This is a genomic window from Streptomyces sp. CNZ287 (genome assembly GCF_007827615.1).
Genome location: NZ_VISV01000009.1, coordinates 115,363 through 137,139, shown reverse-complemented (window position 1 = coordinate 137,139; position 21,777 = coordinate 115,363). Strand labels below are relative to the sequence as shown.

23 protein-coding genes are annotated in these 21,777 nt (G+C 74.0%); 8 read left to right on the top strand and 15 right to left on the bottom strand.

Annotation, left to right across the window (positions count from 1 at the left end):
* Positions 1-44: 44 nt before the first annotated feature.
* Both FB457_RS18200 and FB457_RS18195 read right to left on the bottom strand, forming a co-directional pair.
* A complete protein-coding gene (locus FB457_RS18200; protein ID WP_047020583.1) occupies positions 45-701 on the bottom strand; it encodes a maleylpyruvate isomerase N-terminal domain-containing protein in 657 nt (218 codons plus the stop codon).
* Between the two features lie 73 nt (positions 702-774).
* Positions 775-1,674: a phosphotransferase gene (locus tag FB457_RS18195; RefSeq protein WP_145782424.1), complete on the bottom strand. Its 900-nt coding sequence runs from the start codon at positions 1,672-1,674 to the stop codon at positions 775-777.
* A 204-nt stretch (positions 1,675-1,878) separates the two neighbouring features.
* On the opposite strand from FB457_RS18195, the gene FB457_RS18190 reads away from it, so the two are divergent.
* From FB457_RS18190 to FB457_RS18180, 3 genes are all read left to right on the top strand, one after another.
* A complete protein-coding gene (locus FB457_RS18190) occupies positions 1,879-3,135 on the top strand; it encodes a DUF6745 domain-containing protein (protein WP_486589059.1) in 1,257 nt (418 codons plus the stop codon).
* Positions 3,136-3,193: 58 nt separating this feature from the next.
* Positions 3,194-3,652 carry a hypothetical protein gene (locus FB457_RS18185; RefSeq protein WP_347614237.1) on the top strand — a complete coding sequence of 153 codons (459 nt, stop codon included), beginning with the start codon at positions 3,194-3,196 and terminating at the stop codon, positions 3,650-3,652.
* A gap of 164 nt (positions 3,653-3,816) precedes the next feature.
* A complete protein-coding gene (locus FB457_RS18180) occupies positions 3,817-5,166 on the top strand; it encodes a hypothetical protein (RefSeq protein ID WP_145782421.1) in 1,350 nt (449 codons plus the stop codon).
* Between the two features lie 94 nt (positions 5,167-5,260).
* Here the strand turns inward: FB457_RS18180 and FB457_RS18175 are convergent, their stop codons facing one another.
* Positions 5,261-6,061: an FCD domain-containing protein gene (locus FB457_RS18175; protein ID WP_145782419.1), complete on the bottom strand. Its 801-nt coding sequence runs from the start codon at positions 6,059-6,061 to the stop codon at positions 5,261-5,263.
* A gap of 193 nt (positions 6,062-6,254) precedes the next feature.
* Here FB457_RS18175 and FB457_RS18170 point away from each other — a divergent pair, with 193 nt between their 5' ends.
* On the top strand, positions 6,255-7,187 hold the full coding sequence (locus FB457_RS18170; RefSeq protein WP_145782418.1) for an ROK family protein: 933 nt from the start codon (positions 6,255-6,257) through the stop codon (positions 7,185-7,187).
* Positions 7,184-7,897 carry an N-acetylmannosamine-6-phosphate 2-epimerase gene (locus FB457_RS18165; protein ID WP_145782417.1) on the top strand — a complete coding sequence of 238 codons (714 nt, stop codon included), beginning with the start codon at positions 7,184-7,186 and terminating at the stop codon, positions 7,895-7,897. The genes FB457_RS18170 and FB457_RS18165 overlap by 4 nt, the downstream gene beginning before the upstream one ends.
* Before the next feature lie 53 nt (positions 7,898-7,950).
* Here FB457_RS18165 and FB457_RS18160 read toward each other — a convergent pair whose 3' ends face one another.
* On the bottom strand, positions 7,951-8,448 hold the full coding sequence (locus tag FB457_RS18160) for a lamin tail domain-containing protein (protein WP_145782416.1): 498 nt from the start codon (positions 8,446-8,448) through the stop codon (positions 7,951-7,953).
* A gap of 112 nt (positions 8,449-8,560) precedes the next feature.
* A complete protein-coding gene (locus tag FB457_RS18155) occupies positions 8,561-9,082 on the bottom strand; it encodes a pyridoxamine 5'-phosphate oxidase family protein (protein WP_145782415.1) in 522 nt (173 codons plus the stop codon).
* A gap of 164 nt (positions 9,083-9,246) precedes the next feature.
* Between FB457_RS18155 and FB457_RS18150 the strand changes: the two genes are divergently transcribed.
* Positions 9,247-10,128: a sigma-70 family RNA polymerase sigma factor gene (locus tag FB457_RS18150; protein ID WP_047020581.1), complete on the top strand. Its 882-nt coding sequence runs from the start codon at positions 9,247-9,249 to the stop codon at positions 10,126-10,128.
* A gap of 88 nt (positions 10,129-10,216) precedes the next feature.
* Positions 10,217-11,224, top strand: coding sequence for a methyltransferase (locus tag FB457_RS18145; RefSeq protein WP_047019102.1), 1,008 nt, complete (start codon positions 10,217-10,219; stop codon positions 11,222-11,224).
* 126 nt (positions 11,225-11,350) lie between these two features.
* Here FB457_RS18145 and phzG read toward each other — a convergent pair whose 3' ends face one another.
* The 6 genes from phzG to FB457_RS18115 form a co-directional block, all read right to left on the bottom strand.
* Positions 11,351-11,989, bottom strand: coding sequence for a phenazine biosynthesis FMN-dependent oxidase PhzG (gene phzG, locus FB457_RS18140; protein ID WP_047019101.1), 639 nt, complete (start codon positions 11,987-11,989; stop codon positions 11,351-11,353).
* Between the two features lie 42 nt (positions 11,990-12,031).
* On the bottom strand, positions 12,032-12,871 hold the full coding sequence (locus FB457_RS18135) for a PhzF family phenazine biosynthesis protein (protein WP_047019100.1): 840 nt from the start codon (positions 12,869-12,871) through the stop codon (positions 12,032-12,034).
* A gap of 77 nt (positions 12,872-12,948) precedes the next feature.
* A complete protein-coding gene (locus FB457_RS18130) occupies positions 12,949-14,964 on the bottom strand; it encodes an anthranilate synthase family protein (RefSeq protein ID WP_047019099.1) in 2,016 nt (671 codons plus the stop codon).
* Positions 14,961-15,584, bottom strand: coding sequence for an isochorismatase family protein (locus FB457_RS18125; protein WP_145782413.1), 624 nt, complete (start codon positions 15,582-15,584; stop codon positions 14,961-14,963). The genes FB457_RS18130 and FB457_RS18125 overlap by 4 nt, the downstream gene beginning before the upstream one ends.
* Before the next feature lie 92 nt (positions 15,585-15,676).
* On the bottom strand, positions 15,677-16,846 hold the full coding sequence (locus tag FB457_RS18120; protein WP_486589058.1) for a 3-deoxy-7-phosphoheptulonate synthase: 1,170 nt from the start codon (positions 16,844-16,846) through the stop codon (positions 15,677-15,679).
* A gap of 56 nt (positions 16,847-16,902) precedes the next feature.
* Positions 16,903-17,364, bottom strand: a complete 462-nt coding sequence (locus tag FB457_RS18115; RefSeq protein WP_047019096.1) for a PhzA/PhzB family protein — start codon at positions 17,362-17,364, stop codon at positions 16,903-16,905.
* A 782-nt stretch (positions 17,365-18,146) separates the two neighbouring features.
* Here FB457_RS18115 and FB457_RS18110 point away from each other — a divergent pair.
* Complete coding sequence (locus FB457_RS18110) at positions 18,147-19,043, top strand: S1 family peptidase (protein WP_052770561.1); 897 nt, start codon at positions 18,147-18,149, stop codon at positions 19,041-19,043.
* Between the two features lie 109 nt (positions 19,044-19,152).
* On the opposite strand, the gene FB457_RS18105 is transcribed toward FB457_RS18110, so the two are convergent.
* From FB457_RS18105 to FB457_RS36245, 4 genes are all read right to left on the bottom strand, one after another.
* On the bottom strand, positions 19,153-19,506 hold the full coding sequence (locus FB457_RS18105) for a DUF1330 domain-containing protein (protein WP_047019095.1): 354 nt from the start codon (positions 19,504-19,506) through the stop codon (positions 19,153-19,155).
* Between the two features lie 110 nt (positions 19,507-19,616).
* On the bottom strand, positions 19,617-20,123 hold the full coding sequence (locus FB457_RS18100) for a PhzA/PhzB family protein (RefSeq protein WP_047019094.1): 507 nt from the start codon (positions 20,121-20,123) through the stop codon (positions 19,617-19,619).
* A gap of 290 nt (positions 20,124-20,413) precedes the next feature.
* A complete protein-coding gene (locus FB457_RS18095; RefSeq protein WP_047019093.1) occupies positions 20,414-21,640 on the bottom strand; it encodes an FAD-dependent monooxygenase in 1,227 nt (408 codons plus the stop codon).
* Positions 21,640-21,771, bottom strand: a complete 132-nt coding sequence (locus FB457_RS36245) for a hypothetical protein (RefSeq protein WP_301540191.1) — start codon at positions 21,769-21,771, stop codon at positions 21,640-21,642. Before FB457_RS36245 ends, FB457_RS18095 begins: the two co-directional genes overlap by 1 nt.
* Positions 21,772-21,777: the final 6 nt, after the last annotated feature.

Genomic DNA, 21,777 nt, shown 5'->3' with positions numbered 1-21,777 from the left:
GCGGCGGCCTCCGGTCCCGTAGAGCCGTGGCCGCCGGTCCACGGTCAGCCCAGGATCAGGGGGAGCTTCGCCGCCAGGGGGCCGAGGGCGGTGCGTTCCGCTTCGGTGGGGGTGCGGCGGCCGGTGGCGATCAGGAGGGCGTCGGTGTCCGTGAAGGACGCCGGGAACGCCGCGCCCGCGATCCGCTCCAGCAGGGCCCGGGTGTCGGCCAGGCCCGCGGCGGGCGGTCCCGGCACGTGGGGGAGGTGCGCGGTCAGGTCGAGGTGGTGCAGGGTCCACTCCAGGACGTACGCCGCGAGGTAGTCGCCCGCGGTGAGGACCATGTCCTGCGTGCTCACCCGCAGCGCCGGGTCGGCGAGTTGCGCGGCCCGGCCCGCGGCGGAGCCGACGTCGTCGAGGTGGAACTTCAGCAGCGCCGGATCCTCGTACGCCGCCGCCAGCCGGACGGTGAGTGCGTCGAGGGGGTCCGCGCCGGTCGGCGGCTCGTCGCTGACGTGCCAGTAGCGCGCCGCGTCGACCGTCGGCTCGCCGTCGGCGGGGGTGACCAGGGTGATGAGCACGTCCTGCGCGTCGATCACGAGGTGGGAGGCGAGGTCGCGGACGAGCCAGCCGGTGCAGCCGGAGGGCTGTGCGAAGTCCTCGTCTCTCAGACCCGCGACCGCGGCGCGCAACGCCGCCCAGGAGGGCACGAATTGTTCCACCTCGGCAACGTAGTCGGCTGCCGTGCCGCCGGACAACCCGATTTGCCGGCACCCCCCGCTCACGCGCGCAGGGCTACGGCCGGAGTCTGGCGAACGCCTCCATGCGGCGCCGGTGGTACTCCAGGTCCTCCTCGTCGTGCCGGACGCCCCGGGCCACGGCGAGCGCGAAGTACGCGCCCTCGCGCCGCAGCCGGTGCCGCATCAACTGCGTCAGCGTCTCCTCGTCCAGCGCCTCGGCGGTGCCGCCGGCCTCCCGGTAGGCGTCGGCGAACCGGCGCGCGTCCGCCGGGTTCTCGCAGAACTCGTCGGCGAACTCCAGCGCCGCGCCGCCCACTTCCACCTCCGGCGGGGCGACGAAGGACTCGTCCCAGTCGAGCACGGCGACGATCCGCGCCGGGTCACCACGGTCGACCAGCAGGTTGCCGTGGTGGTAGTCGCCGTGCAGGGCGTGGCGCGGCAGCGCGCGGGCGGTGAACCCGGCCAGCCACGTGTCCAGTTGCGGGTCGTGCAGCCGCGGGTCGTCGTACGCCTCGTCGCCGGCGAGGCCGGCTTCGAGGAAGTTCCGCCGCGGCCGGGGCGGCAGTCGGGCGCCGGCCAGCGCGCGGTGCAGACGGGCCAGCATGCGGGCCGCGGCCGTCGCGGAGCGGGGGTCGTCGCCGTCGGCCCAGACCCCGTCGACGTACGGCCAGAGCGACACCGTGCGGCCCTCGACCCGTACGACCGTGGCGCCGTCCCGGCCCGGGATGGGCAACGGGGCTACCGCCTCGGGGCAGCCGCCGGTCCGCGCGGCGACCGCGACGCGGTGGCACCATTCCGTCTCCGCGGTGTCCTTGTCGTACGCGCCGATCCGCACCACGTGCGCGCCGACCCGCCAGGCGGCGGACTCCTCGCCGCCGTAGAGCCGTTCCGCGAAGCCGGTGACGCCCGTCGCCTCCCGTACCGCCGCCGTCAGCGGCACCTCCACGAAGACCACGAGCGTTCACCTGCCCCTTTCGCGCTACGACGTCCTCTCCCCGCATTCGATCACACGGCGGCGCGGCGGCGCCGCGCCCTTTCCCCGCCACGGCGCCGGCCCGCGCTCGCGGCCCGTAATCCCCTTGCGCCCCCGCGCCGCCGCTGGCACCCTGGCCGCCATGACTCACGGAAAGGCGCACACCGCCTCCCTCTGGTGACCGCGGTGACCTCTGCGCGCGGGGCTTCTCCCCGCTTCGACGGTTCACTCTCCTCTTCCCGCGAACGCCTGTCCCTCGCCGTCGCCCTGCGCGACGACTGGCTGGGGCACGCCTTCTCCACCCTGCCCGCGGACCGGCCGGCGGCAGAAGCCGCCGTCACCGGGCTCTACGGCCTGGCGGGCGCGCCGCCACCGCGGTTCGTCTGGATCCCCTCCCCCGCGGCGGCCCCGCCGGCGCTGCGGGACGAGCAACCCGCCTTCGCCCGCCCGCGGCTGCGGGCCGCCGACGCCCCGGCGCGGTGGGCGGACTGGCCCGTCGCCTCCCGGCTCGCGTCGCTGCTCTCCGCGCTGCGCACCCGGCTGGACCGGCGCGTCCCGCGCCCCTGGTCGGTGGGGCACCGCCCGCGCCCGGCATGGCACCAGGTCGCGCACACCATGACGGCCGAGGACGCGCTCAGCGACGGGTACGCGCTGCGCGACGTCCTGTGGACCGCCGTCCACGACCCGCTCTCCGCCACGCTGCTCGACGGCCCGCGGCCCGCGCTCCGCACCGCCCTGCTGCCGGCCGCCGACGCCGGACCGCTCGGGCTCACCTTCCACGGCCAGCACGACGCGCACTGGATCGGGCACTACGACATCCACGCCCGCCTCGGCCTCGCCGCCTACCGCGCCGCCGACACCCGCCAACTCGCCCTGTGGGCCGCCCTGGCCCGCGCCGCCGGCTGGTGGTGGCCCGGTGACGGGGTGTGCGTCGTCGCCGAGCGGCCCGCCGAGGTGCACACGGAGCCGCTGCCCGGCGCCCGCCACGGCGAACTGCGGCTGCACCACCCCGGCCGCCCCGCCGTCCGGTACGGCGACGGTGCCGAGGTGTACGCGCTGCACGGCACCGCCGTGCCGCGGTGGGTCGTCACGGAGCCGACGGTGGCGCGGATCCACCGCGAGCCGAACGTCGAGGTGCGCCGCTGCGCCATCGAGCGCATCGGCTGGGACACGTACGTCGACCGAGCGGGACTGCACCTGCTCGCGCAGGCCCCCGACCCCGGCAACCCCGGGTCCCACCTGCACCTCTACCACGTGCCGCGGCGCGTGTGGGGCACACCCGGGCGCGTCCTGCTCGTCGTCAACGGCTCCGTCGAACCCGACGGGCGGCGCCGCCGGTACGGGCTGAGCGTGCCCGCCGGCATCGACGACCCGGTCGCCGCGGCCGGCTGGTCGTACGGGCTCAGCGGCCCGCAGTACGCACGGCTCGCCCGCCGCACCTGACGTGCGGCCCTCCTTCTCCTCCCACCTGCTCCCCTTCTCTCACCCCGAGGTGATGCACATGACCACGTCCGCAGCCGTGACCCTCGCCGACCTCACCGCCAGGACCGGCCTCGACGTCCTCGCCCACCTGGAGCGCGAGGTGACCATCCCCGTCGTCGCCGGCCTCCAGGCACAGGGCGACCTCATCGTCGTACCGCTGGCGCTCCTCGACGACGTCACCGTCCCGCCGCACACCCGCTGGACGGCCGTCCCCGCGGGCGGCGTCGAGCTGCTGCGCGGCGCCGCCGGCGGCAACCCGCACACGCTCGTCGCCGACCCCGGCACCTGCCGCTGGAGCCGGCGCGTGCACGACCCGCAGCGCCTCGCCCTCGGCGTCCTCGACGCCACGGCGGTCGCGTACCTCATCCACCCGGAACACGGCGGTACGGGCATCGCCCCGGGCACGTACGTCATCCGGCGCCAGCGCGAACGGAGCGAGAGCACGGGGCGGTTGGGCAACCGGTTCATCGCGGACTGACGGCGGGCCACCCCCGGGGCGGCACGCCCCGGGGCGGGCCGTGGCCCGCGCGGTGGACCCGGGAGGTGACGGAACCGGACCGGTTCTGTCGTTCGGGAGCCTTCCCCTTCTCGTTCCGGTACGGTCCTGGCTTCGGAATCGGCCCGTAGCACAGGGGTGAACCAGTGGCGGACGACGTCGGCGAGCTGATCGAGCGGCTCGCCCTGTGGCGGACCGGGGACGGCGGCTACGACGAGGTGAGCCTCCGGGAGCGGGCGATCGTCGCGCTCCAGGAGCGGGGACCCGAGGTCGTCCCGGTGCTCGTCGACCGGCTCGACGCCCTCCTCGCCGACCACGCCGCGCACCTGGAGCGGGTCGCGGCCGTCACCGCGGTGTGGGACGCCTGGTACGAGGAGGGCGACGCCCTCGTCGACGAGCACGGCGTGGGCAAGGTGTTCGAGCTGGAGCGGTACCGCACCGTCCCCAGCGACAGCCTCCCCCAGCGCGAGCCCCGGGACGAGCACTACCAGGACCCGTACGACCTCAAGCAGGGCCTGGTGGAGGCGCTGCGCCGCATCGGCGACGACCGGGCGGCGCCCGTCTACGGCCGCGCGCTGCGCGACCGGGCCTGCATCCGCTACGCCGCGACCGCGCTGCGCGGCACGCACCTCGACGGCGCCGTGCCCGCGCTGCTCGACGCCGCCGCGAGCATCGAGCCCGACGACATGGCCTTCCCCGAGGTGTTGCGCACGCTGGAGCACTACGGCGCCACGAAGGCGCAGGTACGGGCCCGGTTCGAGGCCGAGTCCGGGCCGCGGGCCCGGGTCAGCCTCATGCACGTGATGAGGAAGCTGCCCGGTGACGGCTCCGGCCGGCCGGCGGACGAGGAGATCGCCGACGCGCTCGTCTTCCTCGCGATGAGCCGGTCGGCCACGGACCGGCACGGGGCCCTCAGGGAGCTGAAGGCTCTCGGCACGCTCGACGCCCTGCCGGGGGACGCGGTGGACGCGCACGGCTCGTGGGACGCGGCCCCGGGCGGCGCCGTCATGGAGGCGCCGCCGCCCGCCGAGGCGGTCCACGCCGCGATCGTCCTCGCCGCGCACGGCAACCCGCCGGGACACGACGGCGAACTCCGGCGCCGGCTGCGGCACATGGCCGAGGACGCCCCGGCCGCCGCCCGGGCCGTCACCGCCGTTCTCGCCCGCGAGCCGCGGGCCCCCGACGCCGAGCTGGAACTCGCGCTGCGGCTGGCCCTGCGGCTCCATCCCGACCGGGTGGCGGAGCACCTGCCGCTGCTCCGCGCGCTGCACGGACTCACCTCGTACCCGGCGGGACGCGCGGGCGCGCTGCGCGCGCTGCGCCGCGACGGGATGCTGTTCGTGCTGATGCTGCACGAGGACGCGGTGCTCCGCGAGGAGGCCCGGGCGGTCTTCGAGGACGTCGCCGAGCCGGCGGACCGGGAGCGGTTCGCCGAGTACGAGGCGCTGCGGATGGGCACGTGGGGGCGGCTGGTGCGCAGGTTCAAGCGGCGTTGAGCGGGCGGAGCCGGCCGGCCCCGCCGGGGTCGGGCGGGCCGGGTGCCGGGTGTGCGCAGGGGCGTTGACGGTACGCACCCTCCGTTCCGCCGCACTACCGGCGGGCTCCCGCGGGTCGGTGCCCCGCGTCCCCGCCGCCGTTGCCGACGGCCGCGAGGCGGCGGCGTACGGGGGCGTAGTGCGCCGCGACGGCCCGGGTGAAGGCGGCCGGGTCGCCGCTGCGCGCCGCGTGCACGATGCCCGCGTGCGCGGCAGTCGTCTGCGCCCGGTCTTCGCCCGTGGGCATCCGCAACTGCGGGGCGACGATGGCGTACACGTCCCAGAAGGCCATCGAGAGCTGCCCCATCAGATCGTTGCCCAGCGGCTCGACCAGCAGGGCGTGGAAGGCACGGTCCGCCGCCACGAAGTCCGCCTCGGCGCCGCCCGCGTCCGCGCGCATCTCCTCCACCAGCGCGTCCAGCGCGTCGAGCCGGTCGCCGTCGAGCCGGGCCACGATCCGCTCCGCCATGCCCCGCTCGAACAGCTCGCGCACGTCCACGAGATCGGCCATCACCTGCACGTCGCCCTCCGGGCCGAGCAGCCCGCGGAACGCGAGGCTCTCGACGAGCGCCGACAGGCTCAGCCTGCCGACGTAGGTGCCGTGCCCGTGCCGTACGTCGACGATGTCGAGGGCGTGGAGCGTCTTGACCGCTTCGCGGACGCTGGAGCGGCTGGCGCCGAGGGCGGCGCACAGGTCGGCCTCGGTGGGCAGCGGGTCGCCGGGGCGCAGCCGGTTGGCGAGGATGTAGCGCTTGATGCCCTCGGTGACCTCCAGCCGGAGCAGGGATCTGCCGGTGGGCGTACCCGCCGCGCGGGCCGCGCTCGCACGGACTTCCCTGGCACGGGCTTCGGTCATGCGCGCGCTCCCGCCTCTTGACCCGCTTCGACCCCCGGGCTACGGTCACACGCTATCAGGCATCGGACATCAGACATCCGATCTCCTACTCCCCTCACTCCGCTCCAACCGCCTCTGCCTCCGCCTTCGTTGACATGCCGTACGTACCGGGAGGACGCGTGCCCCGCCGCAACCGACCCGCCGCCGGGCCGCGATGACCGTCGTCGCCGCGCTCGACATCGGCGGTACGAAGACCGCCGCCGCCCTGGTCGGCGAGGACGGGCGGATGCTGCACCGCCGCACCGCGCCCACGCCGGCCGCGGCCGGGCCCGCGGCGGTCCTCGACGCCGCGGCGGCGGCCGTGGCGGAACTCACCGCGGCCGGCGGCCCGTACGCGGCCGTCGGCGTCGGCAGCGCCGGCGTGATCGACGCCGCGGCCGGCACCGTGCTCTCCGCCACCGCCGCGCTGCCGGGGTGGGCCGGCACCGCGCTCCGCGACGAACTCGGCCGCCGCCTCGGCGTCCCCGTCGCCGTCGACAACGACGTGCACGCGCACGCGCTCGGCGAAACCTGGCGCGGCGCGGCGGCAGGACGCACGCACGTCCTGCTCGTCGCCGCGGGCACCGGCATCGGCGGCTCGCTGGTCCTCGACGGCCGGCCCCTGCGGGGCGCCCGCTCCGCGGCGGGACACCTGGGCCACCTGCCGGTCCCGGCCGCGGCGGGCCGCCCGTGCACCTGCGGCGGTACGGGCCACGCGGAGGCCGTCGCGGCGGGCCCGGCGATGGCGGCGGAGTACCACCGCCGCGCGGGGGAGGCGGCGGGCGGAGACCCGGCCGGGGGCCGCGGTCTCGCGGTCGTCGCGGAGCGGGCGGCGGCCGGTGACACGGCGGCGGTGGCGGTGCTGGCGGAGGGCGCCGCGGCGCTGGGCGAGGCGGTGGGCGGGCTCGTCAACGCGCTCGATCCCGAACTCGTCCTCGTCACCGGCGGCGTGAGCCGGTGCGGCCCGGTCTGGTGGCGACCGCTGCGGGCGGCGATCACCACGACGGCGCTGCCCCTGCTGTCGGACGTCCCGGTCGTCCCGGGAGAGCTGGGAGACGACGCGGCGCTGCTCGGCGCCGCACGGCTCGCACGGGAGGCGATCGCGTGAGCGCGCGTAGCGACGATGGCGGCCGGGATGGTGGTCTTCTCGCGCGGCTGCGCGGGCGGTTGGTGGTGTCCTGCCAGGCGTATCCGGGCGAGCCGCTGCGCGACCCCGACACCATGCGCCGCATGGCGCTCGCCGTGCTCGACGGCGGGGCCGCGGGCATCCGCGCACAGGGGCTCGCGGACCTGCGGGCGATCCGGGCCGCGACCGGTGCGCCGCTGATCGGGCTCTGGAAGGACGGGGACGGCGGCGTCGTGATCACGCCCACGGCGGCGCACGCGCGGGCGGTCGCGGAGGCCGGCGCGGACATCGTCGCCGTCGACGCCACGGACCGCCCGCGGCCGGACGGCCGGGACGTGGCGGAGTCGTTCGAGGCGGTGCGGCGGGCGGGCAGGCTCGTGATGGCCGATGTCTCGACGTACGAGGAGGGGCTGCGGGCGGCCGACGCGGGCGCCGACCTGATCGGCACCACCCTCTCCGGCTACACCGGCCGCTCCCCCGCCCCCGGCACGGGTCCCGACCTCGGTCTGGTGGAGCGGCTGGCGGCGGCGGTGCGGGTGCCGGTGCTCGCGGAGGGGCGGATCGGGACGCCGGCCGAGGCGGCGGAGGCGCTGGCGCACGGTGCGTACGCGGTGGTCGTCGGCACGGCGATCACCCACCCGACGACGCTCACCCGCCGGTTCACCGCCGCACTCGACGCCACCCGTGGGTGACGCATCCACCGGGCGACCGGCGCCCGCCCCCTCGGCCGTCCGTCCCCCGGCGTTCAGCCGTGGTACGTGATGTAGCCGTTGCCGTCCCGGTCGTCGGCGCTCTTGGTGTACCCGTGCACGTCCGCCCGGCTGCCGCTCGACTTGACCAGGTAGATCGTGTCCTTGTCGTTGTTCCACATGAAGTTGCAGTTGTCGCGGTAGACGACGTTGTCCGCGTCCGAGTCGCGGCCGTTCCCGCCGCGCAGCTTCACGTGGTCACCGGGCTGCAGATAGTGGTTCGCGCGGAACTCGAACCGGTTCCCGGCCGCGTCCTTGACGACCCATCCCTTCAGGTTCACCGTCCGGCTGGACGAATAGTTCTTGATCGCCAGGTACTCCTTGTGGGTGTTCCCGCCGGAACACCTGTGGGAGTCCCGGCCGGGTGCGTCGTACTGGACGCCGCGGACCTTCAGCGGCGAGCTGTACTCGGCGGCCTGTGCCGGTGTGACGGCGAGCATCGTCAGCGCGCCGCCGGCGGCGGCGATGGCGGAGACGACTCCGTGGTTACGCATGTGTGCGAACCCCCCATGTCTCGATTCGGCAGGAGGTTATGCGCGTAGCACCGCACGCGAGCGTGCCGAGAGGGCACCCGAAACGGCCTGCCCGGCCCTTGCGCCCCGGCCCCTAGGCGACGCCCAGCTTGGCGGCGTCCGGGGCGAAGACCGTCATCCAGTGCGGGGTGAGCCGGTAGAAGACGACTTCCTCGTCCCAGCGGAAGGCGTTCTCGCCGTAGAAGTCCTTGAAGTACGCGAGGAGTTCCGGCCACTTTGGGTCCGGCTCCCCCTCGGCGGGGTTGAGGGTGACCGCGTCGCCGTGGGTGAACACGCCGAGGTCCTCGCCGCGCATGTGCGCCACGCTGGCCCCGGGGCGGGCAGCGAGGTGGCGGGCCTTGGCCGCGGTGCGGGCGGTGCCGAAGTACCAGGTGCCGTGGAGGAAGTGGCCGTCGGCGCCGCTGATGCGGGGTTCGCCCTTGGCGGTCACGGTCGACAGGGCGAGGGTGCACATCCCGGTGAGGACGCGGGTGAGCTGGTCCGCGGTGAGCGTGCGGTCGGCGTCGATGATCGAGCGGAGATGGCCGGTGGAGCGGGCCAGCGAGGTGTCGAGCAGGTCCTGGAGGCGTCGGAGTTCTTCCGGGGTTTCGCGCATCCGGTCACCGTAGCGGGGCAGTAGCCCTCGGCCGGGTGTTCGGGCGCGCGTCACATCGGCGTGTTCTCGCGGGTCAGATACATGACAGGGAACGGGGAGAGGACCGGGCTTTGAAGAGTGAACACGACTGGCTGGCGGAGCGCTTCGAGACCGATCGGCCCCGGTTGCGCGCGGTGGCGTACCGGATGCTGGGGTCGGTCCCGGAGGCGGATGACGCCGTCCAGGAGGCGTGGATCCGGCTCAGCCGCTCCGACACCAGCGAGGTGGAGAACCTCAGCGGCTGGGTCACGACGATCGTCGCCCGGGTGTCCCTGAACATGCTGCAGTCCCGCAGGTCCCGCCCCGAGGTGCTGGTGGACACGACGGACGCGGGCGATCCCCAGGACGAGCTGTCGCCGGAGGACCCGGAGGAGGAGGCGGTGATCGCCGACTCGGTCGGGCTGGCGCTCCTCGTCGTCCTGGACACACTGACGCCGGCCGAGCGGCTCGCGTTCGTGCTGCACGACATGTTCGCCGTGCCCTTCGAGGAGATCGCGACGATAGTCGACCGCTCCCCCGCCGCGGCCCGGCAGCTCGCCAGCCGGGCGCGGCGGCGTGTGCAGCGGTCGACGCCGACCGCGCGGCGCGGGGAGTCCTTCGGTGTGTACGACGCCGCCGCCTCTCTCCCCTCGGGGAAGGCGGATCTGGCGACGGCGTTCCTCGCGGCGTCCCGGGAAGGGAATTTCGAGGCGCTGCTGGCGATGCTGGCACCGGACATCGTGCTGCGTACGGATGCGGCGGCGATGCGGATGAGTCTGGAGGCCGGGCTGCGGGGAATGCATCCGATCACGGACGTGCCCGAGATCCGCGGCGCGGACGCGGTGACGCGCGTGTTCGCGGGCCGGACGTGGAATCCGGCTCCGGCGCTGATCGACGGTGCGGCGGGGCTGGTGTGGCTCGTACGCGGGCGGCCGCATGTGGCGTTCTGCTTCGCCACGGAGAACGACAGGATCACGGCGATCGACATCAAGGCCGATCTCGACGGTCTCGGCATCGTCTTCGAGTAAGCGCCCCGACCGCGGGGGCGAATGGTAACAGGAACCTGCCACGACCGGGCTGCTATCAGCCGATCGAGGCGCGACCTAAGGTGTGTGCATGGACGAATCTACCGATCTCACCGAGCGGTTACTGGATTTATCTCAGGGCTATCTGCGCACGGCCTCGCTCCACGCGGCCGCGGAGCTGCGGCTCGCCGATCTGCTGGCCGGGGGTCCGCGCGGCGCGGACGATCTGGCGGCGGAGGCGGGTCTCGACGCCCCCCATCTGGCACGGCTGCTGCGCTATCTGGCGGCGTTCGGGGTGTTCCGGCAGGAGGACGACGGCCGGTTCGCGCTCACCCCGCTGGCGCAGTTGCTGCGCTCGGATGTGCCGGGGTCGATGCGCTCGTACGTGGAGATGCACGGCCACGACATCTTCGTGCGGTCGGCGACGGGGCTCGCCCAGGCGGTCCGCACGGGCGGGAACCCGTTCGAGGCCGAGTTCGGGATGCCCTTCTACCAGTACCTCTTCGGCAACCGCGAGTTGGGCATGCAGTTCGACGCGAGTATGGCGTCGTTCTCCGAGGCGCTGAGCGACCAGGTCGCCGCGGCCTACGACTTCGGTTCCGCCCGCTCGGTGGTGGACGTGGGCGGTGGCCGCGGCGGGCAGTTGCTGGCGGTTCTGCGGCGCAACGCGCATCTCGAGGGCACGCTGATGGACCGCGAGCCGGTGGTGGCGGGGCATGTGCTGGACGTGCCGGAGCTGACGGGCCGGTGGCGCGCGGTGGGCGGTGACTTCTTCTCGGCGGTGCCGGAGGGCGGGGACGTCTACATCCTGAAGCACGTGCTGGCGAGCTGGCCCGACGATCAGTGCGTGCGGATCCTGGAGGTGTGCCGGGACGCGATGCCCGACGACGGCCGGTTGCTCATGGTCAACGCGCTGGTGCCGGAGGGCAACGAGCCGCATCCGGCGAAGGACGTCGACATGGTGATGCTGACGGTCCTCAACGGCAAGGGCAGGACGCAGGCGGAGTACGAGGACCTGATGCGCAAGGCCGGGCTGGTACCGGGGCAGGTGCTGCACGTCTCGCAGCACGCGGCGATCATCGAGGCGACGAAGGCCTGAGAGACCCGGCGGCCGGGGCGCGCGACATGCGGCGCGGGCGGCCGGCGGCCCGGAGGGATCCGGGGCGCCGGCCGCCCGCGCCGTTCGCCGTGGTACGGGCGCGGCGCCCGCGGGCGCCGCGCGCGGCTACGGCTGGAGGCGGACGGAGGTCCAGCCGTCGCCGTCGCGGTCGTAGCGCAGCCGCAGGTGGAGCCGGTCCGGGCGGTGGGCCCAGAACTCGATGTCGTGGGGCTGCAGCCGGTAGCCGTAGAAGCGCTCGGGGCGGTCGAGGGCCTTGCCGTCGGCGCCGAGGCGGGCGGCTTCCGCGCGCAGCGCCGCCGGGTCGGCCAGCGGTTCGCTCTGCCGGGAGGCCGCCGACATGGCGTGCAGCGGGACGGCCCGGGCCTGCCAGAGGCTGTCGGACTCGGCGAGGGAGACGGGCTCGACGGGCCCGGAGAGTTTGATCTGCTGGCCGGTCTCGCGCCAGTAGAGAAGCCCCGCGGCCCAGTTGTTCTCTTCGATCTCGCGGCCCTTGCGGCTGGTGGCGTGGCTGGTGAAGAGCACGCCGCGGTCGTCGATCGCGCTGACGAGGACGATGCGCGAGGAGGGCCGGCCGCGCTTGTCGGCGGTGGCCAGCGCGAGCGCTTTGGGTTCGCGGACCTGCAGTTCGACGGCGCGGTCGAGCCAGCGCTGGACGAGGCCCACGGGGTCGGCGGGCGGATCGTCGTACTCGGGGAAGTCCGCGTCGTTCTCGACGGTGAGGCTTTCGAACTTGCTGGTGTGCATGTGGTGCCTTTCTGCGGTGGCCGCCCGCCGGGCGTGCGGGGTCTAGAGGAAGAGGGTGCCGCGTCCTACGGTGACGCCGTTGCCGCCGACGTGCACGGCGTGGATCCGGTCGCCGTCGCCTTCCGCGGTGGCGAGCATCAGGGAGGGGCGGCCCATCTCGACGCCCTGGAGTATCTCGACCTGTTCCCCGTACGCGGCGAGGCCGTGCCGGGCGAGGTGGATGGCGAGCGGACCCGCGGCCGAGCCGGTGGCGGCGTCCTCGACGACGCCGTACGCGGGTGAGAACATCCGGGCGCGCCACTGCCGGCCCTGTCCCGCGAAGCAGTTGGCGGCCATGTCGGGGAACTCGGACAGGGCGCGGTGGTCGGGCCGCAGTGCGGAGAGCGCGGGGACGCTTTCGAGGCCGACGAAGACGTGCCGGGGGCCGTTGCGGTAGACCTCGACGGGGGCGACGGAGGTGTCGGCGCCGAGGGCGGCGAGGAGTTCGTCGGCTTCCGCGTAGGGCTCCCACACGGGGTGGGGCTGGCGCATGCTGACCTTGACGGCGCCGTCGTCGTCGGTGAGGTGGACGGGGATGACGCCCATCGCGGTTTCGAGCTGCAGTTCGTCCTGCTTGCGGGTCTCGCCGAGGGCGACGGCGGTGCCGAGCAGGGGGTGTCCCGCGAAGGGCAGCTCGTTGACCGGGGTGAAGATGCGGATGCGGGCGTCGCCGCCTTCGCCGGGCGGGAGCACGAAGGTGGTCTCGGAGAGGTTCATCTCCCGGGCGATGCGCTGCATCAGGTCGGGTGTCAGTTCCCTGGCGTCGAGGAACACGGCGACGGGGTTGCCGCTCAGCGGCTTGCGGGAGAAGGCGTCCACCAGCATGTAGTCGAGTTCGGGCATGTACGGCTCCTGACGGGCGGATACGGGTTCGTGGGTGGCCCCGGGTGGCGGGGTTCAGGTGGTGGGCACCGGGTGGCTCACCGGCCGATCGCCCCGAGCAGGGCGTCGCCGATGAGCCGGGGTCCTTCGACGGTGAGGACGGATTCGGCGTGGAACTGGTAGGACGCGAAGTGCGGGCCGCGCAGCGCGTCGATCTGGCCGGTGGCCGGGTCGCGGCTGACGCGGACGCGGCCGACGCCGGGGACGTCGAGTGCGTCCGCGGGGCTGACGGCGGCGAAGGTGTTGTAGTAGCCGACGTGTTCGCGGCGGCCGAAGAGGTCGATGGCGCGCTGGACGCCCTGGTTGGGGCGGTCGCGGCGGACGAGGTCGAGCCCGAGGCGGAGGCTGAGCACCTGGTGGCTGAGGCAGACGGCGAGGAACGGGGTGCGGTCGCGGAGCAGTCCCGCGACGGCGGTGTCGAGTGCGGCGATCTTCGGGTCGGCGGTGGCGCGGGGGTCGCCGGGTCCCGGGCCCATGACGACGAGGTCGAAGCCGTCGACGGCGTAGGGCTCGTCGAAGCGGCGTACCTCGGCGGTGGGGCCGAGGGCTTCGAGCTGCTGGACCATCATGGCGGTGAAGGTGTCCTCGGCGTCGACGACGAGGACCTTCATGCCTTCCAGCGCGGGTACGGTCAGCGGTCGGGCGGCGGTGGCGGCGAGCCAGAAGTCGGCGATGCCGGTGTTGCGGCCGCGCAGCACGTCGCGGACGGCGGGGTGGTCGGCGAAGCCCGGGGGGCGGGGCGCGGTGCCGGCGGCCCCGGGCTCCGCGGCCGGTGCCGCGTCGGCCGCGGCGGTCGCCGGGGTACGGGCCGGGTCTGCGGCGGTGTCCGCGGTGCCGTCCGCGCCGAGGGCGTCGAGCAGCGCGGCGGCCTTGGCGCGGGTCTCCGCCGCCTCGCCCTCCGGGGACGAGTGGCGTACGAGGGTGGCGCCGACGGAGAGCGCGAGCCGCCCGTCGTCGGCGATGTCGGCGGTGCGGATGAGGATGGCCGAGTCGAGGTTGCGGCTGCCGGTGGGCTCGTCGCTGACGAGCGCGGCGATGCCGCTGTAGTAGCCGCGGCCGTGGGGTTCGTGGCGGGCGATGACACGCGCGGCGCTCTCGAGAGGGCTGCCGGTGACGGTCGGCGCGAAGAGCGTTTCGCGCAGCACGTCGCGGATGTCGCGGGTGGTGTGGCCCTCGATGAAGTACTCGGTGTGGGCGAGCCGCGCCATCTCCTTCAGCGCGGGCCCGGTGACCCGGCCGCCCGCGGGGCAGATGCGGGACATCATCTTCAGTTCCTCGTCGAGCACCATGTACAGCTCGTCGGTCTCCTTGCGGTCGCGCAGGAAGGCGGTGAGGCCGTCGAGGGTGGGGCCGCCGGCGGGGTAGCGGTAGGTGCCGCTGATGGGGTTCATCACGGCGCGGCCCTCGTGGACGGAGAGGTGCCGTTCGGGGGTGGCGCCGACGAAGGTGCGGCCGTCGGCGTGGATGGCGAACGTCCAGTAGGCGCTGGGCTCCAGGGCGATGAGCCGCCGGAAGACGGTGAGCGCGGCGCGCGCGGGGTCGTCGCCGACGTCGGCGAGGAGGGTGCGCTTGATGACGAAGTTGGCGCCTTCGCCGGTGCCGATCTCGCCGGTCACGACGCGCCGTACGACGTCGGCGTACTCCTCGTCGGAGAGGTCGAAGCGGTGGCCGGTGAGCGCGGCGGGGGTGTCGGGGAGCCGCGCGAGGGTGTCGTCGAGCGGCACCGCGGCCTGCTCGGTGACGTTCATGGCGATGAGCGGGGCGCCGTCGTCGGGGGCGGCGAAGCCGCGTTCGGTGAGCTGCCGGTAGGGCACGACGAGGAGCGTGCGGTGGGCGGTCGCGGCCGGCGGTTCCGCGCCCTGGTCGGGCAGCGGGAGGCCGGCGAGGGTGGCGGGGTGGGTGACGTCGCCGAGGAGGACGTCGACGGTTCCCGGGGTGCCGCTCTCCGGGCGGTGCAGGAGGGCGTACGCGGGCGGGAGGGGCCCGGCCAGCAGCCGGTCGAGCAGCGCGGCGCCGGCGGCGGCGGACCGGCGGGAACCGGGGGCGGTGGTCATGCGAAGATCTCCGCGCTCGGGACGACCATGCCGCAGCGCTGGGCCACGTATTCGAGGGTCATGCGGTGCCGGTCGGCGGAGAAGTCGGCGACGGCGTCGGCGGCGAGGAACACCTGGATGTCGTGGGTGAACGCGTCGATGGCGGTGGCGAGTACGCCGACGTGGGCGTAGACGCCGCAGAGCACGAGCTGGTCCCGGCCCTCGGCGCGCAGCCTGTCGAGCAGGCCGGACTTGTGGAAGGCGCTGTAGCGCCACTTGGTGAGCAGCCAGTCGCCGTCGGCGGGGGCGAGTTCGGGGACGACTTCGCGGTCCTCGGGTGCGGTGCGCATGCCGGGGCCCCAGAAGTCGACGAGCAGGCCGCGCTCTTCCGGGGTCATGCCGCCGGGCTGCGCGGAGTAGGCGACGGGGACGCCGAGTCCGGCGGCGCGCCTGCGGAGCAGCGCCGCGTTGTGGACGAGCTGGCCGCGGACCGGCTCGGGGAAGGGGCGCAGGAAGAACCGCTGCATGTCGTGGACGACGAGCACCGCGCGGGCGGGGTCGGGGGTCCACGCCGCGAGGTTGGCCGGCAGGGTCTCTGCCGTCGGCAGCTCGTACGGGTCGATGGCAGGTATGCCGACCATGGTGGGGCTCCTTTCGGGGTGCGGTGGGTGCGCGGGCTGAGGGGCGGGGCCGCGCCGCCGGGGCCGGGAGGGCCCGGTGCCCGGTGTGGCTGTCAGCGGGCCTCGGCCCACGCGGCGACGAGCCGGTGGGCCTGGCCGGGGTTGAGCCGGGGGTCGCAGAAGGTGGTGCGCCGGCCGGCGGACCCGATGGCGGCCACGTCGGTGGCGCACTCGGTGACCGGGTCCGGGGTGGTCTCCAGGTGGAGTCCGCCGTTGATGCCGCCGGCGGCGCCGACGACGTCGCAGAACCCGTGGATCTCCGCGAGCATGGCGCCCATGAGACGGGTCTTCAGCCCGTCGGGTCCCGTGATGGTGTTGCCGTGCATGGGGTCGCAGATCCACACGGCGGGGTGGCCGGCGGCCCGCACGGCCTGGACGAGGGCGGGCAGCCGGCTGCTGACGAAGCCGGCGCCCATGCGGGCGATGAGCACGAGGCGCCCGGGGCTGCGGTCGGGGTCGAGGCGGGCGGCGAGTTCGGTGACGTCCTCGGCGGTGGTGCCGGAACCGACCTTGCACGCCACGGGGTTGACGACACCGGCCAGCAGCCCGACGTGGGCGCCGTCGGGCCGGCGGGTGCGCTCGCCGACCCACGGCAGGTGCGCGGAGGCGAGGTAGCTCGCGCCGGTGGCGGTGCGCCGCAGCATCGGCGTCTCGTAGTCGAGGAGCAGCGCCTCGTGGCTGATCCACACCTGTTCCGCGTCCGGGCGGCCGGCGTTGACGCTGTCGAGTTCGCGGACGACGGCCTGGGCGGCACGGAAGCAGGTGAGGATGCGCCACGGGTCGGGGCGGCGCGCCTGGGCGTCCGGCTCGGGGGCGTTGACCATGTGCCCGCGGTAGACGGGCAGGGTGGTGTCGCCGATCTGCTCGACGGGCTTGGAGCGGGGTTTGGCGAACTGCCCGGCCATGCGGCCGACGCGCAGGGCGGGACGGCCGGTGATCCCGGCCGCGGTGCCGGCGAGCGCGTCGAGAAGGTCCCTCTTGCGCCGCACGTGGTACGGGGTGGACTCCGCGGGGTCCTCCGCGCAGTCGCCGGCCTGGATGAGGTCGGCGCGTCCCTCGGCGACGTCGGCGAGTAAGCGCCGCAGCCGCGCCGCGCCGTCGTCGGTGACGAGCGGCGGCGCGGCGTCGAGGGCCTCGCGTACCCGTCGCACCTGGCCGGTGTCCTCCCACACGGGTTGCTGGAGCGCGGGTCGTGCGTGGAAGTCCTGGACTGAGGTTGGCACGGTCTCCCCCTGCCGGGTGTGCATGTCGAGGTTCGCGGGTGGTGGGCCGGCAGCGGTCAGGTCGGGATGCCTTCGCGGCGTACCGAGGGCACTTCGATGCCCAGGGCGCGGAACTGCTGGCAGGGGTTCATGAACTCGCGCTGCTGCTTGATCTTGCCGTCCTCGAAGAGGAAGGAGTGCAGGAAGTGGTTGCGGTAGTGGCCGGGCTCGTAACCGGGGAAGAGGATCTTGCCTTCGCCGTCGCACTCCACCCAGAAGCGGTTGGGGTCCTGGGTGTCGAATATCTCGATGTTGATCCAGGCCCAGTCGGGGAAGCACTTCAGCGACCAGACGGCGTGCTCGCCGAGGGTGTCCCGGCCGCTGATGACGATGGGCTCGCCGGTTTCCGTGGTCCACAGGCCGCCGGTGCCGTCCTCGGTGAACAGCAGGTGCCGCTCCAGCCGGTCCTGGCCGCGGCAGTGCATGTACTTCTCGACGATGGCACGGTTGTGGTCACGTACCTCTTTATCTGTGGACATACGTGCTCTCGCTTCCCTTTTACTCTGGAGGGCGGATGGGAGGGTGAAGGACCGTGCGGACTCCGTCGTCCCGAATACGGTCGAACAGCCGCCGGGGACGCGGGCGTCGGAGGCCCTTGCGGAACCGGCGGTTTCCATGGAATTCCGGTTAGTGCAGTGAACAGGACCCGCGCGTCAGCGGGTCCGGGCGTAATTCCATGACGGCCTTGGCGCGCCGCGGGCAAACCACCGCGCGGGTCGGCTTCTCGGGACCTGGAGGTGCCGCAGCGGAGGTGTGGCCACGGTGGAAGATCGGACTGAAACACGCACCACCGGGTCGAGCCCCCCTTGTCCCTTGTACGGATCGGATCTACTACAGCACCATATCCGCCCGCCGGGCCGTTTCAATGCGCGCAAGCGCCTCTGCGCGGATGCGTGGCAATGATTTGCCATTCTGATTCCGGCAGCATGTTCAATACGTCGCGCGGGCGCCGTGACGTGAATGTGCGCCTTCATAGAGTACGGGTCGAAAACCGCTGGGGCGGCCGCCTGCGGGCCGGATCCCGCGGGCATTTGGGCGGGCGGGCGGCGGACGGGCGCGGCGGGGCGTACGCGTGGGGCGTGGGCGTGCCCGCGGGGCGCACGGGGCGGACCGCCCCCGGGGCGGTCTTGCGCTTCGCCGCCGGGTGCCCAAGACTCCCCTACGACATGTCAGGGGCACGGCAAAAACCGGGCCGCTGACGGTGTGTCTCACGGGCCCGTCACTTCGGGCCCTGGTTTCCCCCAGACCAGAGGAGACATCTGTGAAGATCCCTCGCACCACCCCCACCGGGGCTTCCCGCGGCAGACTGCGGTTCCTCACCGCGACCGCCGGCCTCGCCGCCGTGGCAGCGCTCGCGCTGCCCGCGGGTGCGAACGCACAGGAAGCCTCGCCCTCGTTCAGCGCGGCAGAGCTCCGGGCCGTCGACCAGGCGGTCGGCGACGCGGACGTCGCGGGCAGCGCCTGGTACGTCGACCGCGCCAGCGACACCGTCGTGGTCACCGTCGACAGCACCGTCTCGAAGGCCGAGGTGGCCCGGATCACCGAGGCGGCCGGCGAGCACGCCGGAGCCGTCGACATCAACCGCACCGAAGGCAAGTTCACCAAGTACATCGCCGGCGGCGAAGCCATCACCACCGGCGGCGCCCGCTGCTCGCTCGGCTTCAACGTCCAGAACAGCAGTGGTACCAAGTTCGCCCTGACCGCCGGTCACTGCACCAACATCGGCAGTTCGTGGTCGATCGGCACCAGGTCCGGCACCAGCTTCCCGACGAACGACTACGGCATCATCCGGCACTCCAACCCCGCAGCGGCCGACGGCCGGGTGTACCTGTGGAACGGGAGTTACCAGGACATCACCAACGCCGCCAACCCCTCGGTCGGCCAGTCGGTCCGGCGTAGCGGCAGCACCACCGGTCTGCACGGCGGGTCCGTCACGGGCCTGAACGCCACCGTCAACTACGGCGGCGGCGACGTCGTGTACGGCATGATCCAGACGAACGTCTGCGCCGAGCCCGGCGACAGCGGCGGCCCGCTCTTCGCCGGCAGCACGGCCCTCGGCCTCACCTCCGGCGGCAGCGGCAACTGCTCCTCCGGCGGCACGACGTTCTACCAGCCGGTCGTCGAGGCCCTGAACGCCTACGGCGTCAGCGTCTTCTAACCCGGCGCAGCACACGCGGCACACGGCACCTCGCCCCGGCCGGCACCCGCCGGCCGGGGTTCGCGCGTTCCCGGGCGCCCCGGCCCCCGGCCGCGGTGACGGACCGCCGCTACGCGGCGCCCCCGGCGGCGGCCTCGCGGATCGCGCGGACCGCGGCGGTCGGGACGTAGTCCTCGGGCACGCCCTCGACCAGGATGATGTCGCCGTCGATGTGCCGCGAACGCAGCGGCGCCAGCTCCCGGTAGGCCGGCGAGTCCCACCAGGCCCGCGCCTCGGCGATGCCGGGGAAGCCGATCATGACCACGCCGCCCGGCCAGTCGCCCTCCTTCACCTCGTGCGGCGTGGCGTGCACGAGGAAGCGGCCGCCGTACGGCTCGAAGGTGGCCGGCAGCCGCTCGATGTAGTCGGCGACCTCCGGGTGGGGGGCGGCGTCCTGCAGCTTGGCGATGGCGTAGGCGGTCATGGCGGTCCTTCCGTTCCCTCGCGGTCCGTTCCCTGCCGATCTTCGCAGCAGGGCGGACCGGGGTCGATTACCCGCCGGGTAGGGCGACCCCGGCACGCGGGACGCACCCGTCAGGAGGGGATCCAGTCCCGCTCGATGTGGGGGGTCTCGATGCTCAGCGCGCGCATGTGCTCGATCGGGTTGGTGTACTCGCGGCTCGCCAGGATATGTCCGTCGCTGAGGGTGAAGCCGTGGATGAAGTGGTTCCGGTAGCGGCCGTGGGGATAGCCGGGGAAGCGGATGGTGCCCTCGCCCTGGCACTCGACCCAGATGACCGACGGGTCCTGCGTCTGGTAGATCTGCACGTCGTGCCACTGCCAGTCCGGCAGCACCTGCATCGACAACTCGCCGTGGCGCTTCAGCTTCTCGCGCCCCCTGACGACGATGGGCCGCCCCATGTCGGTGTAGAAGAGCGACGCGGTGCCGTCGTCGGTGTAGAGGGTGTAGCGGCGCAGCCGGGCCTCCGCGCCGGTCCGCATGTACTGCTCGACGGCCAGGAGGTTGCGGGCCCGCAGGTCGTGGTGGTCGGTGAACACCGGAGCGGCGGTGTCGGGTGGTCGGGACACGGACGGGGTCATGGCGTCTCCTGGCGCATGTGTCGGATGTGGTCGGTGGTGCCGTGGGGAGAAACGCGTACGCCGCCGTGGGGGACGGATGCGGACCTACGCGCAGGTCCCCGGCCGGGAGCCGGCCCGGCCGGGGCGGGTGCGGGGACGGCGCCGGAGAGCAGCCGGGGCCCGCCGGCGGATGCCGGCGGGCCCCTTCGGTCTCGACTCCGCGGTGTTCCCGTCGCCGGGACGCCGCGGGCACCGCTGTGTGCCCGCGCACCGAGTCCTCGTTCCGGCCGGGGCCGGTCGTGACGGCGGCTCTACTCCCGGCGCGGCGGGGTGTAGGAGGGGCGGGAGTTGAGCTGCGCCACCTCGCTCTCGGCCTTCTTCCGGTACATCTCCATCATCTGCGTGATCTGGGCGCGGTCCCAGGTGTCGGGGCTCGTGGCCCGCTCCATCGCCCTGGCGGCCATGACGACGCCGTTGGCCTCCTCCAGCCGGGTGCGCTCGTACGCGGCCAGCCCCGCCGACACGTCCCCGTCGGCCCGCGCCAGTTCGTACGCGAGCACCCGCGCGTCCAGGATGGCCTGTGCCGCGCCGTTGCCACCCGCCGGGTACATGGGGTGGGCGGCGTCGCCGAGGAGCGTGACGCGGCCGCTGCCCCAGGCGGGCAGCGGGTCGCGGTCGACCATGGGGTACTCCAGGACCTCCACGGAGCGCTCCAGCAGGTCGCGCACGTCGAGCCAGCCCAGCGACCAGCCCTCGTAGTGCGACAGCACCTCCTTGAGCAGACCCTCGCGGCGGTCGTCGACCGGGCCGTCGGCGGCCTCGGGCAGCAGGCCGGGCTCCGCGACCCGCACCAGGCAGACCCAGTTGGTGCGGTCCTTGCCGATCGGGTACGCGACGAGCGTCACGTCGCCGTCGCTCGCCCCGACCCAGGAACGGCCGGTGAGGAACGGCGGGACGCCCTCCGTCACACCGCGCCACATCCGCTGGCCGGACCAGGCCAGCTCCCTCTCGTCGGGGTGCAGCCGGGCGCGGACCGTGGAGTTCAGGCCGTCCGCGCCGATCAGCGCGGCGGCCCGGAGGGTCTCGGCGGCACCGCTGTCGCGGTCCGTCACGACGACCTCGACGCCGTCGCCGTGCTGGGTGAAGTCCTGCAGCCGGGTGCCGGTGCGGACGGCGTCGGCGCCGAGCCGGCTGCGGACCTCGTCCAGGAGCAGCAGGTGCAGTTCGCCGCGGTGGATGCAGTACTGCGGCCACTCGGAGCCGGTCGCCTTGCCGCGGGGCTGGGCGAAGAGCTTGTTGCCGGACTTGTCGCAGAAGAAGTACTCCGCGGTGGGCACGCCGAGTTCGGCGAGTCGGTCGCCGAGGCCCAGTTCGGTCAGCTCGCGGACGCCGTGGGTGAGGAGGCTGATGCCGACGCCGAGGGGTTCGATGCGGCGGGCGCTCTCGACGACGAGGGAGGGGATGCCGGCGGCGTGCAGGCTCAGCGCGGTGGTGAGCCCGCCGATGCCGCCGCCGGCGATGAGCACGGGAGCGGCCATCAGGCGCCTCCCCCGGTTGCGCCGGAACGCCGGGTGGAGGCGTTTCCGGCAGATGCGGGTTCGTGGTTGCGGAGGTGGACGGACAGCGTGGCCGGGTCCTCGGGTTCGGTGCGTTCTCGGGTCTCGGTCATGCTCGG